The sequence below is a fragment of the Algibacter mikhailovii genome (genome assembly GCF_014651495.1).
GTDB classification, from domain to species: Bacteria; Bacteroidota; Bacteroidia; order Flavobacteriales; family Flavobacteriaceae; genus Algibacter_E; species Algibacter_E mikhailovii.
This window is the reverse complement of the sequence record NZ_BMWZ01000001.1, coordinates 789473-805994: the sequence shown is the minus strand read 5'-3', so window position 1 is coordinate 805994 and position 16522 is coordinate 789473. Positions and strand designations below refer to the sequence as shown.

Below are 16522 nucleotides of genomic sequence, written 5' to 3'. Positions count from 1 at the left end.
AGTCATAAGTTTTATTTAGAAGAGTTAATTTAGGTTTTGACATCAAAGCATAGTAGTAATTTCTTACTCTAAAACGCTTCTTCTTTCTCAACAAAGAAAGAACCCTGTAATAGTTACAAGTCTATTACGACAATTATATAGTCCATTGAAAAAATTAAACTCAATAGTAATTTCAAATGACTTACTTAAAGTGCCTTATAACTCAATAAATTAATCCTCTAAATTATAGGTGTTTAAAACGTGTTGTAAGTCTTTAGCAAAACCTTCAACAGCTGGTTGAAAAAACATATCAGAGTGATTACCCGGAACCATATGCTTTCTAATGCCTTTCGATGCAGCACTTTGCCAACCCAAATATTTATAATCGTGTGCAAAATATATATCTTCAGTAGATCGAAATAGATCCACTTTAATATCTTGAGCATCTAGATTATATTTGGAAAATGCCAAACTTTGCATTTCATCAATTTTTGCAGTACGATTAAACTGCATTTGGTACTGTTTTTCTTTACCATGCTTAAACCTTAATTTCAAACCTGTAAATTTTATTTTTAGCAAATCATACCTCCTGTTAAAATTCTTTTTACTGCTAAACATGTTAAAAAGCATAAAATTTAATTGGCAAATATTATACAGTTTTCTAATTGATTTTTTAACTAATGTATTTTTGTAATAGTAGTGTGGGTAAACATAGCTGTCAAAAAGTGCCAGGTTTTTAACCGTTTTTCCCTGAGCTCGCAGCTGTTTGGTCATTTCAAAGGCGATAATACCCCCAAAAGAAAAACCGGCCAATGCATAAGGACCTTCTGGATTTATAGTTTGAATTTCTGTAATATAGTGAGCTGCCATGTCTTCAACAGAACTATGAGGTTCGTCTTCCCCACTAAGTCCTTTAGCTTGGAGCGCATAAACAGGTTGGTCTTGATCCAATTTCTCTGCTAAATTCTTGTAAATTAATATGTTGTGATTTGCTCCGTGCACTATAAAGAGAGGTGTCTTGGTGCCATGGGGATGTAAAGGCACTAAGGAATCCCAGGAAATAAAATTTTTGTCCATATAGGCCGCTAATTTTTGTACCGAGGGTTGCTCTATCAAAGAAGCTAGAGGTAATCTGTTACCCGTTTGTTTCTCTAATATTGACATTGCTTTTACCGCTAACAATGAATGACCTCCTAATTCAAAAAAGTCACTGCAAATATCTATTTTGTCAATTTTCAAACACTCTTGCCAAATAGCAGCAATAATTTGTTCTGAATTAGTTTCAGCCTCATTAAATTCTTGCTCCTTTTGATTTATTGATAAAGAATTGGTTAACGTTTTACGGTCTATTTTACCATTGAGTGTCTTGGGGAACTCGCTTAACAAATTGAATTGCTGAGGAACCATATGAGGAGGAAGTTGTGTTTTCAAAGTATCCTTCCAAGCCCGTATTTTTTCTTCATTTTGATTTTCTAAGTCCGAAGGAATGAGGTTGGCTACTAAATTATCTTTATAGAGCACTACGACTGAAGTTTGAACCCCAGGTAGGGAATCTAAAGCCTCTTCTATTTCTCCTAACTCGATACGATGGCCTCTAATCTTTATTTGTTGATCGATACGTCCTAAACATTGTATTTCTCTCGAAGGTAATAGTTTAGCAAGATCGCCGGTACGATATAGTATGGGACCTAATTCTTGTTCAAAAGGGTTATTGATGAACTTTTCATTGGTTAAGTCTTCCCTGTTCCAATAGCCTTGAGCAACACCATCCCCCGCAATACATAACTCTCCAGTCTTGCCTTGCGCAACCAGATCATTTTGTTCATTAATAATATATATTTGAGTATTCGCAATTGGACGACCAACGGTTATCAAATCATCAGACTTAGAAATTTGTTTCACAGAAGACCAAACGGTTGTTTCTGTTGGGCCATACATATTCCAAAGCTCATCGACACGTTGTAATATGTTTTTTGCTAATACCATGGGTAATGCTTCACCACCACATAAGGCCTTTATTGGTAATGCTTCTTCCCAGCCAATATCTAATAGCATTTGCCAAGTAGTAGGGGTAGCCTGCATAATAGTTATGGCCTCATCTTTCATTAAATCTAACAATAGACGACTATCTCTAGCGGTCTCTTCATTGGTCAATACCAAAAGAGCACCTTTTAAAAGGGGAGTGAATAACTCTAAACCAGCAATGTCAAACGAAATGGTGGTTATGGAAAGCAGTTTGTCTGATTCCTTTATTCCAGGCTCTTCTATCATGCTGTAAAGGAAGTTGACAAGATTCTTATGAGTTACGGGTACACCTTTAGGCTTGCCTGTAGAACCAGAAGTATAAAGTAAATACGCTATGTCATTATTACTAACCGCTATATTTGGTTGTGAATTTGGATATTCTGATAAATTTTCAAATACCTCTTCAAAAAGTAAGATTTCGGAATTTGTATTTAACGAAGACAATAGATTTTTACCAGTAATTAAATATTTGGCATCTGAGTCTTCTAACATAAACTCTAATCTATTGCTTGGGTACTTTGGGTCTAATGGCAGGTAAGCAGCGCCGCATTTCATTATCGCAATTAAAGTGACTACAAGCTCTATTGATCGGGGCAAAGAAACACCAACATAATCACCATTGCCAATCCCTTTTTCAATTAAATAAAGCGATAATTGGTTTACTTGTTTTTCAAGATTTTCATAAGTAATTTGAGAATCACCAATTTTTATGGCATGACTCTGAGGAGTGACAAGGGCTTGATTTGAAAGTAACGCGTGCAAAGGTGCTCGCGGATACGATACCACGGTTTTATTCAATTCAAGGTAAGCGGAATCATCTATTTTTATAATATCCCCAATCTTTACATTGGGATTACCCACTATGGCCGATAAAACTTCCTCAAAAGAAGTCATCATCTTTTTTATAGTTTCAGGTTTAAATAGTGCGGCGTTGTAAGACCACTCAAAAAGGAGTTCATCATCTGTCCCTGTTGCATTTAAGAAAATCTCAAATGTTTCACATGATCTTCGATTACTTTCTTTCTTAAAGGATAAACCAGAAAAAGAAACTTTATTAGTCATGCCCATCTCAATATTGAATACAATGGGAACTAGTGGTACTCTCGAAGGATCTCTCGCTATTGATAATTTTTTTAATAATTGACCAAAACTAAATTGTTGGTGATCGTAGGCATCAAATAGCTCTGTTTTTCTTTTTTTCAAGTATTCAGTAAAAGAACTTTCCGTATTAAGTTTGCTGCGTAATGGCAATAAGTTAACGCAATGCCCTATTAATCGCTTTTTTCCGTTTATAGATTGACCAGCTGATGGTAAGCCAACCACGAGGTCGCTTTGACCTGTTTGACCGTATAAAAATACTTCGAATGCAACTAAAAGTGTGGTAACAAAACTACAACCCGCCTGAACCCCTGTTTTTTTCAAGGCGTCTGCTAAGACACTATCTAAGCTGAAATCTAAACGATCACTCTTAAAAGTTCTTAATTGAGGTCTAGTAAAATCAGTAGGTATATTTACCTGGGGTACTGAGGAATTATATTGCTTTAACCAAAATTGTTCGGTATCTCTAGATGCTTCACTTGAAACAAATTCTAATTCATCATCTGCAAAAGAACTAAAGGTTTCCGCGTCAGGTAAGACATGTTCTTTTCCTTCTACATGTGCAGAATAAAGACTACCCAATTCCTCAAGCATTACACCAAAAGACCAACCGTCACAAACAACATGATGGGCTGTAAGTACAAGTCTATGTTCTTGATTTGAAAGTTTTAGTAAACCAATTCTTAATAAAGGGCCTTTTTCTAAATCAAAAAGGGAATTTGCATCTTCAGACAGGTAAGTATTTACGGTTTTATGTTTCTCTTTTTCGCTGAGTTGCGAAATATCTTTTATAATAGGATTTGGCGAAAGCTCTTTAAAAACAATCATAAATCGTCCATCCGCACTAAAAACAGACCTCAATGATTCGTGGCGTGCAATCAATTGTTTGAGCGCAGATTCTAAAGCCAATAGGTTAAGGTCTCCATCAAAAATTAGAGAAATAGATATATTGAAAGCTCTATTCGCGTCCTCTCCGCCTAGCTTACAAGCTGCCCATATTTCCTCTTGGGATTTAGTGGTATATACTACTTTCTGAATCGAAGGGCCTACAAAAGGATCAATCAAATTTTTAGTTTTAATCATGATTCAAACTTATAATTGAATTATTAGGGCTGTTTTAGTGTTTTGCTAATCTATAAAATTGGTTTGATTTCTGGCAATTCAATTTTAATGTACTCGCCGTCGTTTTCTTTACAAGGTATAAACCAAGCTGGATTTCCAGATTCGTCCATGCCTAATCGGGCGCCTAGGACTGGTGGGGTATTTAGTTTTTCTGTAGGCGATTTTTCAACTTGGGTTATACGATTCTTTATTTCTGATTCGGATGTTGGATTTACAACAGGTTTTAAACCATTAACTATGGGCTTCTTAATTAAGCTTGAATCTACGTTAGCAGCTCTAATCAGCTCTAACTCTTTTGATAATAATTGAATCTGTTGTGCTATTAAATCTAGAGTCAAATTATTATTATGTGAGGTCGTATTGAATTCTTGGGAATTAATAGGTACGCCATGATGTCCATTATGTTTCGCTATTTCGGGCGTTGGATTAATTACCGGAATAATCGGTGCAAAATGCTCTGGAGCCAATGTTTTGTCTAAATAATGTGCTAAAAGTTCTGGTGTATTAAACTCAATATTTAGCTGTCGAAATGTGATAGGTATTTTAAATTCGTTTTTACAAGTAATGGCCATTTGAGTTAAAACCAGGGAATCAAGACCAAGCTCCAGGAAACTGTTTTTGTAGTCAGATGATTCTAACTCCATTCCTGAAGTGTTTATAATAATCTCTGATATTTTTTCCAATATAATGGTTTTCCGGTTAGGGTTAGATACATTATTCATTGGAGTTAAAGCTTGGTTCTTATTTGAGGCCTGTGACTTATTAAGATGTTGGATAGAAGTACCATTTAAAGTCTGGTCATCAAGAGGCTGGTCTAACCAACATGGTTTCCGATCAAAAACATAAGCTGGCAGTATTATTTTTCGTTTAGACTCTTTATAATAAAAGGCGTTCCAGTCTGGTTCTATACCCTTAAGCCAAAGATTACCTAGGGCAGTTAATACGGTATGAAAGGCATTTTCATTATCACCAGGAATAACCAAACTAGAAATAGAACTAGCTGATTTGGATTTCTTTTTTTGTTGTGATAAGGTTGTGAGCGCGCGACCAGGACCTACTTCTAGTAAAACAATATCTTCTAAGGCAAGGGCTGTGTCCATGGCCTCAGAAAATCGTACTGTGGCCCTTAAATGATTGCTCCAGTATTTTGGATCAATAGCTTCTGCTTCACTTAGCCATTTTCCTGTTACTGAGGATACAATAGGTATGCGAGGTGCTTGTAATTTTAATTTTTTCACTTCAGCTTCAAATGCATCTATCACAGGGTCCATCATTGTAGAATGAAAGGCATGACTCGTTAAAAGTATCCTATGAGGAATTTCCTTTTGTTCGAGTACTTTTGCAAAGGCTTCAATATCTTCATCTTCACCCGATGCAACGCAAAGCTGATCAGAATTTACGGCAGCTATGGATAACTTTTCTGGTAGCAGTTCAGTCAAAATTTGGTATGTTGTCCTAACGGATAACATACTACCCCCAGGCAGTTGACTTACCAATTTACCGCGTACCGCAACTAATAACAAGGCATCTTTTAATGCAAATATACCGGCTAAATGAGCTGCCATAAACTCTCCAATACTATGCCCACAAAGAAGTGTAGGTTGTATGCCCCAACTCATCCAAAGTTGTGCCAAGGCATATTCTATTACAAATAGGGCCGGTTGGGTGAATTGCGTATCTTTTAAACGTTTTTCTGCAGCGGGATTTTCCTCATTGGGGTATATAATGTTTCTAATATCATATTGGTAAGCGTCTAATAATATTTCAGCACATTCATCAACCGCATCTCGAAAGACATCCTCATAATCATAAAGCGCCTTTCCCATTTGTAAATATTGGGCGCCTTGTCCTGGAAATAGAAATGCAAGATTATCAGGTAAAACCTTTAAATCAGAAGACTTTATAGAGGCAGCCTCATCACTAGAAAGTTCCTTTGCTGCATTTTTGGAGTCAGTCGCCAAGGTAAAACTACGTTTATTAAATACATCTCTTGTCGCGCTCAGTGAATAAGCTACATCTGCAATATTAAGGTCATCTGAGGAGGCTGTGAATTTTCCTAATGCTGCTTTATAACCATCAAGACTCTTATCGGTTTTTGCCGACCAAGTTAGTAGCTGTATTGGTCTATTATCAAATGAATCGGGCTGCTTTCTGTCAAATTCCTCAACTACAATATGTACATTAGTTCCTCCAACACCAAAGGAGCTAATACCTGCTCTTCTTTTGCCTTCCCAATTCCAATCTCTAAATGTATTATTTACATAGAAAGGACTGTTCTCAAAATTAATGGCGGGGTTTGCTTGTTCGTAACCTAAAGAAGCTGGTATTTTTTTATGCTTTAAGGCTAATATTGTTTTTATAAATCCTGCAACTCCGGCAGCAGCTGTAAGATGTCCCATATTACTTTTTATGGAACCTATTGCACAATAATTATGTTTGTCTTGTTTTCCGAAAGCTTTATGGAGACCTTCCATTTCTATGGGGTCACCTACAGGTGTTGCAGTACCATGAGCTTCAATATAACTTATTTCAGAGGGTTCAATATCGGCATCTTGGAAAGCCTTAAAAATGGCTCCGGCCTGTCCTTCAACACAAGGGGCAGTGAAGCTACCTTTATTCCCCCCATCATTATTTATTCCGTATCCTTTAATAACACCATGAATAACATCACCATCCCTTTTTGCTTCTTCTAAACTTTTAAGAAGGACTGCACCAGCACCATCACTAAAAACAGTTCCATTGCCGTCTTTATCAAAGGAACGGCAGCTGCCATTAGCACTGAGCATGGAACCTTCTTGGTATAAATGCCCGCTATACATTGGAGAAGTAACACTTGCACCTCCGGCAATAGCCACATCACATTGCCCGCTTCTGATAGCCTCAACGGCTTGTCCAATAGCAAGCAAGGACGTTGAACACGCAGAATGTACACTTACAGCAGGTCCTTTAAGATTAAGGTGATAGGCCGCTCGTGTAGCTACATACCCCTTATCATTGGCTATGTTTACTAGAAAGCTTCCCAGTTGATTTATGATGTTTTTATTAGGAATGACATTATTGGTGTAATACGAATTAGCACCACATCCTGCGTAGACCCCTACATTACCTTTGTAATGTTTGGGCAAGTACCCTGATTGTTCTAAAACCTCCCAAGCAACTTCTAAAAAGAGTCGTTGTTGCGGATCCATGGCCTCTGCTAATTTGGGATTTATTCCAAAAAATTTAGCATCGAACCCTTTTGCAGAAGGAACAATGCCTCTAGCTGCTACATAAAGGGGATCGTTACGTAAAACTTCTGGGATACTTTTATCAAGTTCTTCTTTGGAGAAGAATGAAATGGTTTCCTTACTAGCTTTAAGAATATCCCACAATTCTTGAATGGAATCTGCACCAGGAAACCTGCCTGACATGCCTATAACTGCAATATCATTAACGGCTCTTTTCTCTTTCTTTTTAGTCGTTTTTAAAACATCAGCTATGGGTTCTTTTAGCTTTAAAAACTTAGATATATCCGCTATAGTAGGGAATTCGTAAAGTTTTATAACTGGGATTTCTAAATTCAATTGAGCTTTTAAACGTGCGGATACTTTTTGTGTCAATAATGATGTTCCACCCATTTCAAAAAAGTTGTCGTCAATACCAACTTCTGTTATACCTAAATATTCAACCCATATTTTAGCGATTTCCTTTTCTGTTTTATTCCTTGGTTTTCTTAATATTGGAGAAGAATCAGGTCTAAGGACAATGGGGTCAGGAAGGTTTTTTCTATCAATTTTACCATTAGGTGTTTTCGCGAATTCATCAACAATAATGTATAATAAGGGTACCATGTATTCCGGAAGAACTTCCAATAGTTGTTCTCTTAGAGATAGTTGTACATCGTAATCTTCTATATACTGAATGTATGCCACAAGGCGTTTTTCTTCTACATTAAAGTCACTCGCTACAACTACAGCTCTTTTTATACTGGGTAATGCGTTAAGGGCAGATTCTATTTCGCCCAATTCCATCCTATATCCGCGAATCTTTACTTGATCATCTTTACGTCCAACAAACTCAATATCTCCATTTGCTAGCCATTTAGCATAATCTCCAGTTCGGTATATTTTTTTCTTCGAGTCAAATGGGCTGGTAACAAACTTTTCAGCGGAAAGCTCAGATAGATTCATATAACCTCGTGCTAATCCATGACCTTCAATACATAATTCTCCAGTCTCACCTATAGAAACTAATTCTAGGTTTTCTGATAATATATGCACTCTAGCATTTCCAATGGGTGTACCAATGGATAGCGTGTCTCTGTCTTTGTCAGCTTCAGAATATTTATGTAAAGTTGTGGTTACGGTTGCCTCAGTAGGACCGTATTTATTATAAAAATTGCACGTATTTCCTAATTTGGCCGCCAATTTTACAGAACAAACCTCACCCCCAGCTATAATTCTCTTAAGACTTGAAAGTTCAGAAAGGTCGGGTAATGTTTCTAAGTAGCTTGGCGTTGCATGTAAATGCGTAATCTTATTCTTAGCAATAAATGACGGAAGCACATGGTTTGTTAAGGCTTCTTTACCAATAATATATAATGCTGCGCCATTTAGTAAAGACAGGAAAAATTGTTCTACAGAAGCGTCAAAAAAATAGTTAGAGAACTGTAATATTCTTTCTGATTCATTAATTTGAAACAATTGCGTTTGATAATTAATAAGATTGATTACCGACTTATGTTCAATCATCACGCCTTTAGGTGTGCCCGTGGTACCTGAAGTGTATAGCACATACATAAGGTCATTAGCCTTTAGTTTTACGTCTAAGGGTATATGCTGGGCATATGAATCTTTTTTTGTTTTAAAGTTATCAATGACAGCCTTATCTATAATAATTTTACAATGACTATCTTGCTTAATATAGTCCTTCCTTTTTTGCGGATAATCAGTTGATATGGGCACATAAGCTGCACCTGTTTTTAGGATACTTAATATTGCTATTGCTAACCACTCACTACGATCAATCATAAGACCTATACAGTCTCCTTGCTTAATATTAAAGGTGTCAATCAAATAATCTGCAAATTGGTTAGTACAGCTGTCTAGCTCGCCGTAGGTTATTTCACAACTTTCATAGACCACTGCAAGGTTATCAGGACTCTTTTTTACTTGGTCAAGAAATAAATCAATAACTGATCTGTCTTCATTACATTCAGCTATATCTTTATTAAATGTATTAAGTAGAAGTTGTCGTTCTGCGCTTTTTAGATAGTTCATTATTTCAACACTTTAGTTTGGGTTCTTCTTCACTTCAGTTAAAAGATTTTTGTCATCTCTACTTATAATCTATTCATCCAATAAACTCTTCTGAAAATTACTAATCCTGTCGTAGTAAGTTAATTTGTGCATTTATAATCAAATTAGTTGGTTATCAAGATTTCGTGCCATGAATAATAATCACAGTTTCAATTGTTAATTTGTTATTATAAGTCAAATTGATTTTAATTGAGGGAAGATAATTTAACAAAACAATGATAATACATATGAGAAGGGAAATCAGCAATTTTTCTATTATTTACTCTTAAACTCGATGAAATACATTTTTCATAAAATTGGTAATATTAAAGAATATGACTACAAAAAAACTATTTTAAAAGGGGTCATATAGGTGTTTTTATTGTCAATATATTGCCCTTTCGAAGAAAGACAACTTCTATTAAATATGAACCTGTTTATGTATCCAACGGCATTGAAGTGCCATTGTTCTAATTTGGTTGCAAGGGCTTAATTAAAATGAAATTGGAAATGGTAAAATGGTGTTGCATTTCTCGATTTAGCTAAACATAAAAAAATAAAAAGAATTAAGCTAAGTTATGTGAAGAGTATGCCAATGACAGTGCTATGAAAAGTGTTCATAATTTAAAAGTGCGCACGAGAAGATTCGAACTTCCACATCCTAAAACGGATACTGGCCCCTCAAGCCAGCGCGTCTACCAATTCCGCCACGTGCGCTTTTTTCAGCGCGTAAATATACAGAAGTTTTAAATTTGACAAGCTGTATTTCAATCTTTTTTACAAGGGTAAGCGCGTTTTGATAAAGAACGATTTGAAAATTTATGGCGATAGGGCATATCTGTATTTTCTCAAAGTTTAAAAAACTATAAACTAAAGTAGTTCTATGAATTTTCTATTTTGGAATCTGTTTTTGTTCTGAGTGTGATTTAAAATTTAGAAAAGATTGTTTTCTAGTTTGAAATTTGGCAGTATTTGAAGGGTTTTTTAAATTGAGACAAAAGCTTTGTAATTAAATTTAAAACTATAAAAAGAATTCAATTAAAACTCTCAGTTTTATGTAAAGCCTTAATTGTTGGTTGCAAAACTGAATTTAAAAAAGAGGCAGCTGATGCCATCGGTATTTCTAATATAACACGTTCGATTGAAAAAGGAAAAAGGCAGATTTAGTAATATTGGAAAAAAATCTTTTTGACATGCAACCTAACAAAATATCAACGGTAGAAGTACTTTCAACAATGCTTAATGGGAAATATACCCATCAATTAAATTAGAATTTAAAAAAAAATATTTTATATTAGGGATTTAGAATGTAATTCCTGCTTTTCCTGGGCCTCCAAGGTAGCAGTCTGACCAAAAAAATAGAATAATATAAAAAACGAGATGACCAATCTCTGTGACATTGCTTAAGGGGTTTAGAAAAATTTTATCTTCTGCACAATGATTACAAATAAACAAAATAGTTCTTAATATAAAACAGTAAAATCAATGCATATCCCAACCTAACAAAAAGCATTTGTATATCTTTTTTTTCGTCAACAAATTTAAAAAGGGCATTATTTAGTGTTCTGAGTAGGCCTTAAAAAAACCTTTTAATATTAGTAAAAGGTTTTTTTCCAACCACTGAAGATCAGAGTTTATGTATCATTCAAAAAAAATATTATCGCATGTCTGTTTTAAATTTTTGCCCACCTATTGAAGCTTCGTACATTAAGCCCCCTTTAGCATGAGTAAAAATTAATAACCCATCACTATAATCAACATCAAATGAAGCCCCTGCTGTTAGAGCAACAGCTGTTGCTTGTGCAGAAAATTCAAACTTATCCCCAGTAAATCTATCAAAAGCACTTTTATTTTGAAAAAATATTATTTCAGAATATGATTGACCTCCCGCTTGAAGACCAATTGTTAACTGAGACATTTTACAATCTCCAACAACTGAACCTCCCCTATAAACCGTTCCGTTTCCTGTTGCTCCACCAACACCTAACCCGCCTTTACCTATAGACGGAAAAACCGCGTAACCATAGGCGCTTGAAAAATATTTGTTGATTTTATTGTTTGTTTTCTTAAATTCTGATATGGCTTCAACTGATTTGCTTGAAACATCTTTTTGAGCAAAAGAATTTAAAGAAAAGGCTACTAAAAGTAGCAGCATAATTGTAGTTTTTGTTTTCATCATAAATTTATTTTAATAATTATTACTAAATCATTTTAATTTTAAAGTTCAAGATAACTAATATAATGCATTTGAAATATAAATATTTATTTTCATAAAGGACTATTTGGTACTGATTATCAAAGTCTTATAGGTTAATCAAAAAAATATCAATTTTTATTTAGGGTTTTTCGAGGGTCTTTGCCCTGTTATATATGAAGGGCAAAATATAATAAACAGAACCTTTATAAAACAAAACATAAAAATTTAATAATAACTAAAATGAAAACAATTAAAAAATTATCAATCGCAGCATTAATCGGAGTAGGAGTTTTAAGTGCATTTACATTACCCAACGCAACAGATTTAACTAAAGACAACAACACAATGAAATCAGAACACGTTATTCGTAATAACCACGAATGGGATCAATTAGAAGAAGTGGTAGTAGGAAGATGGGAACAAAACTCATTTAACACACCTGAAGTAAATAAAGATTTAAAAGATTTCTTTCCTTATATAACAGACGCCTCTTTTAATTATATGAAAAAAGCAGAAAATAAACCATTAGCTGAAGTCTATCCAGAGGATGATAAAATGTATCATGAAGAAACTGAAAATTTGGTTAAAACATTAGAAGGTTTAGGTGTTAAAGTAAGAAGACCAGATGAGATGGAATTCTCTGTAACCGCAACAACACAAATATATTCTCGCGATCCAATTGTAACCATAGGAAACAAATTCATATTAACAAATATGTATGCAGAACAACGTAGACAAGAATCTGCTAATTACAGAAGAATTGCTTTAGATCTTGCAAAAAAATACGACGGAGAAGTGATTAGTATGCCAGCAAATAAACCTGGATACCATAAAGACAATGTATACTTAGAAGGCGGAGATTTATTTGTAGATGGTTACAATATTTATGTAGGTGTCAGTGGAAATGCATCTAATGATAAAGGCATTGCATGGTTACAAAACGAACTTGGAAACGAATACACCGTTCATAAAATTCCATTACATAAAAATGTTTTACACCTAGATTGCGCTATGATGTTGATCAATGAAAAGCAAGGTATTATTTGTAAAGAAGACTTCGTAGACTTTGAAAATGTACCTGATGGTTTAAAAAATAGAGAATGGGTTGAAGCTACACCAGAAGAAGCACAAATTATGGCAACTAACGGCGTGGTAGTAAATAAGAAAACAGTAATCTTATCTGATGCTTTCCCTCACATTGCTAAAAAGGTAAGAGACATGGGAATTGAAGTACACGAAATTCAATACAAAAAAGGAAATTACTTTGGCGGAGGATTAAGATGTAGTTACCAACCAATAACAAGAAAATAAAAAGTGAGTTGGATATTTTAAAAAGTCCCTTCAAATATTTGAAGGGACTTTTTTTGGTTTAGATCATTCTCTTAAACAACTACAAAACAGAGTTTAAAATTTTTTAAAAAAACAATTAGGGTTTTTGAAGGGTCTTTGCACTGTTATATATGAAGACAAATAATAAACTAGAGAAAATTAATAATATGAGAACTTTAAAAACTTTAATAATCGGAATTTTAATTACAATATCATATTCTGCACATGCACAAATGCAGGGAAGTCTAACGCCTCCAGGCTTAGGAGGTGGTACAAATGCAAACGCTGCTGTTTATTCAGGCGATGGCGTAACTCTAGGTACTATGGGCATGTTTACAAGTAAATATAATTGGACTGGAGCAGTATTAACTTGGAATACGGGATGGGATTTTTTAGGAGGAAAATATTCTATGGGTATTTCACAACCTGTAGTTTTTGATGCAGAGTTTAAAACAGCTATCAATCCTGCTACCGGATTCAATCCCATTCAAATCTCATGGGATTTAAATCAATTAAAATTGCAAGGAAACTACACCTTTTTACTAGGGAACAAATTACCTTTAAACGGACACAATTTCACACTTAGAGCAACACAATATCTGAAAAATGGAGGATATTCTTTAAACGGAAGTATGGTTTATGAAGTAAGAATAGAAAAGGGAAGTGCTGATCGAGAATATGGAAATGCTTTTGTACTAGAAGGTAACTTTTCAAAACATTTTAAAAAGGGACAAACTGCAGGCCTAATAGGGCATTATAATAGTAACGTTACTCCTGAATACTTTGGCGGAATAGAATTGTTAAACGATAAATCAATGACAGCCGGAATTGGTTTGGATGCAAGTACCCCAATTGGAAAAAAAGTATTCTTAAATGCTAAATATGTGTACGATCTATCTCCAAATGATGTCATAAGAGCAAACAAAGCCGTACTGGGGTTGTTCTATAAATTTTAGAATCAATTAAGTAATAAAAAAAAGCCTTATATAAAACATATAAGGCTTTTTTTGTTTTGTAAATAGCTGAAAACACAATTCTTACCAATTAATCAAAAAAATATCAATTTTTATTTAGGGTTTTTCGAGGGTCTTTGCCCTGTTATATATGAAGGGCAAAACTTGGTCTTCTTAAATTCTAAAAACACTATTAAATTATTCATTACTAAAAAAAAATATTATGAAATCAATTAGCAAAAAACACTCAAAGAAATCACGATTAGATGGTTTAAAAAAAGTATTCGCAATTATGATGACTGTACTTATTCTATTGCCGCAAAATGCATCAGCATGCTCCTTTTTCTTTTTCAATACACCGCAAGGAAACCGGATTGTAGGTAGAACAATGGAAGGCCCTATTAGAATGGATGAAAACATATTTATTGCACCTAGAAACCATAATGACTTTAATGGTGTTACAGGACCTTATGGTTATGTTGGAATTCGTCACGGAGAAACAGAATGGGTTTCTACAGGAATTAACGAGCATGGGTTAAACGTTGAGTCATTAGGCCTTGGAGCAAACGGTGGTATTACTAATTATTTACCTGCGGGCGAAGGCGATTATAATCAACAAAATTTATTACCTTTTATTTTAGCAAATGCTAAAACGGTTGATGAGGCTATTGCTTTAGTTAAAAAAACCAAAGTAGAAACTTCAGAACTAGAAGTGGCGCACAATATAGAAGTTGGTTTGCACTTTTCAATTACAGATTTAAATAAGGCGATTGTAATAGAATACGTTGACGGTTCTGGATACCCTGTAATTTATGAAAACAAATTGGGTGTAATGACTAATGAACCTGAATATCCAGTACAAGAAGCACTAGCTTCAGATGTTATTGGAGGGGAATCATATGATGTTGCTCATGCTAAATATTCCGATACTGAATTCAGACCCTTTTCAAGAACTTCAACAGGGCGTTTTCAGCACTTAGTATCTCTGAATTATGTTGCTGATTACACAAGAGTACAAAATGATTTTCAAGCTGTAAATTACGCTTGGTCTATGTTAAATACGTTAGATATTCCACAAGGTGTGTTGTACTGGAAATGGTTAGATGAGAACCCTCAAATGGTAGGTTATTCAAATGTGGTTGATTTAAAAAATAAAATTTACTATGTACGTTCCTATGATAATCAAAGTATTCAACAAATAGATTTGAAAAAAATTGATTTCGCTAAGACAGAATACAAAGAGGTTTCAATTTTTGATCAAGCAAACCAATATAATGAAGTGGCTTTGTAATAATCAAAAACAATTAGTACTCATCTTCTTTTATCCTTAACAAGAAGTAAAATAATAGTAAGTTTTTCATATAAAATGTTTGGTTAGTTTAACCGCTCAGTCCTCTAAAAGATTGAGCGGTTTTTTTTGTATTAAAAACTAATTACGTGTATGATTACAAATATTTAAAATTTTAATTAGGGTTTTTTAGGGGGTCTTGCCCTGTTATAGATGAAGGACAAAATATGATGTTCTTAAATTTTAAAAACACTATTAAAATAAACAATTATGAAAACTAGAATAACAACCTTTTTAATCGCATTTTTATTCATCCTAACAGCAACTGCTCAAAGTATACTTGTTAATAAAAGTGATGGTACTTCAGAAAACATAGCATATAATCATAAGACCCTTTTAAATAAAGGTTTGCAAAATGATAAAGGAAGTATTATCAACTTTCAAGAAATTAGCGCCATTAGTACTTCAGATTTTGATGCTTACGATGAAATATTAAGAAAAACCCAAAGAAGAGCCTCTCATGTAAAGGTTGAGTTTACAGGAGATATGAATAAGTATTCTGCACGTTTAGAAAAATTAAAGCGTAATAGAGACGGTGCAGATGTAACTCGTGGGGTAGGCGGTATCATGTCAATCATTGGCGTTTTATCTGGAGACAGGGAGCTAACGGCAGCAGGCATCGCTGTTAATGGCGTAGGAAGTATAGCAAGAGACATCAATGATGATAGGACTGCAGATACACAAACGGCAATGTTAAATGAGCTTGATAATCGTACCAAAAAGCCAGAAAAACAGACGGAATCGGAAGAGGATCAATTACGTAAAGATTATGGAGAGGAAAACGTTGATGGATTAAAAGAATTAATTAGTCGTAATTATGAAAAAGCAATGGCTTATGCCAATGTAGGTGAACTTTCAAAAGACGCCAACCATAGATTAGCTGCGATGTGGTTAAAAGCTATGATTGCTACCGATCAAAATCTAGAGGTTGCAGCAAACAAAGAGTATAGCAAAATAGTCACGTTTGATCCTGAAATAAAAGACATAAAGGACGCACAAAAGGAAACAACGCATTTATTGAATGAACTAGAAACATTGAGAAGATAGTGTTGAGCAATTACTAAGGAAAAACTTAAAAAACAGTTGGTTTGTTTGAACCGTTCAATCTTCTCAAAGATTGGGCGGTTTTTTGTATTGAAAATTTAAAAACTAGTTTTAAGATTAAAAATATTTGAATTTTAATTAGGGTTTTTAC

Annotated in this window: 7 protein-coding genes and 1 tRNA gene; 4 read left to right on the top strand and 4 right to left on the bottom strand. The window is 34.4% G+C overall.

Going from position 1 to position 16522, the window contains the following annotated elements; translation table 11 throughout:
• Nucleotides 1-210: 210 nt before the first annotated feature.
• From IE051_RS03280 to IE051_RS03265, 4 genes are all read right to left on the bottom strand, one after another.
• Nucleotides 211-4185 carry a non-ribosomal peptide synthetase gene (locus IE051_RS03280; protein WP_189359328.1) on the bottom strand — a complete coding sequence of 1325 codons (3975 nt, stop codon included), beginning with the start codon at nt 4183-4185 and terminating at the stop codon, nt 211-213.
• A gap of 50 nt (nt 4186-4235) precedes the next feature.
• The gene (locus IE051_RS03275) at nt 4236-9482 is read right to left on the bottom strand and encodes a polyketide synthase (RefSeq protein WP_189359327.1); all 5247 of its coding nucleotides are present in this window, start codon (nt 9480-9482) and stop codon (nt 4236-4238) included.
• 649 nt (nt 9483-10131) lie between these two features.
• Nucleotides 10132-10217: transfer RNA gene (locus tag IE051_RS03270), tRNA-Leu, on the bottom strand.
• A 940-nt stretch (nt 10218-11157) separates the two neighbouring features.
• Nucleotides 11158-11679, bottom strand: a complete 522-nt coding sequence (locus IE051_RS03265; RefSeq protein WP_229796708.1) for a lipid-binding SYLF domain-containing protein — start codon at nt 11677-11679, stop codon at nt 11158-11160.
• Nucleotides 11680-11937: 258 nt separating this feature from the next.
• Between IE051_RS03265 and IE051_RS03260 the strand changes: the two genes are divergently transcribed.
• The 4 genes from IE051_RS03260 to IE051_RS03245 all read left to right on the top strand — a co-directional run bounded on the left by IE051_RS03260 (nt 11938) and on the right by IE051_RS03245 (nt 16374).
• Nucleotides 11938-13008, top strand: coding sequence for a dimethylarginine dimethylaminohydrolase family protein (locus IE051_RS03260; RefSeq protein WP_189359326.1), 1071 nt, complete (start codon nt 11938-11940; stop codon nt 13006-13008).
• A gap of 185 nt (nt 13009-13193) precedes the next feature.
• Nucleotides 13194-13982, top strand: a complete 789-nt coding sequence (locus IE051_RS03255) for a transporter family protein (RefSeq protein WP_189359325.1) — start codon at nt 13194-13196, stop codon at nt 13980-13982.
• 220 nt (nt 13983-14202) lie between these two features.
• Nucleotides 14203-15270, top strand: coding sequence for a linear amide C-N hydrolase (locus tag IE051_RS03250; protein ID WP_189359324.1), 1068 nt, complete (start codon nt 14203-14205; stop codon nt 15268-15270).
• Nucleotides 15271-15537: 267 nt separating this feature from the next.
• Nucleotides 15538-16374 (top strand): hypothetical protein, encoded by an 837-nt coding sequence (locus IE051_RS03245; protein WP_189359323.1) that lies wholly within the window; start codon nt 15538-15540, stop codon nt 16372-16374.
• Nucleotides 16375-16522: the final 148 nt, after the last annotated feature.

Coding starts and splice junctions, on each gene's coding strand:
- IE051_RS03245 (WP_189359323.1), top strand. CDS start 15,538: ATGAAAACTAGAATAACAACCTTTTTAATCGCATTTTTATTCATCCTA.
- IE051_RS03265 (WP_229796708.1), bottom strand. CDS start 11,679: ATGATGAAAACAAAAACTACAATTATGCTGCTACTTTTAGTAGCCTTT.
- IE051_RS03260 (WP_189359326.1), top strand. CDS start 11,938: ATGAAAACAATTAAAAAATTATCAATCGCAGCATTAATCGGAGTAGGA.
- IE051_RS03280 (WP_189359328.1), bottom strand. CDS start 4,185: ATGATTAAAACTAAAAATTTGATTGATCCTTTTGTAGGCCCTTCGATT.
- IE051_RS03255 (WP_189359325.1), top strand. CDS start 13,194: ATGAGAACTTTAAAAACTTTAATAATCGGAATTTTAATTACAATATCA.
- IE051_RS03275 (WP_189359327.1), bottom strand. CDS start 9,482: ATGAACTATCTAAAAAGCGCAGAACGACAACTTCTACTTAATACATTT.
- IE051_RS03250 (WP_189359324.1), top strand. CDS start 14,203: ATGAAATCAATTAGCAAAAAACACTCAAAGAAATCACGATTAGATGGT.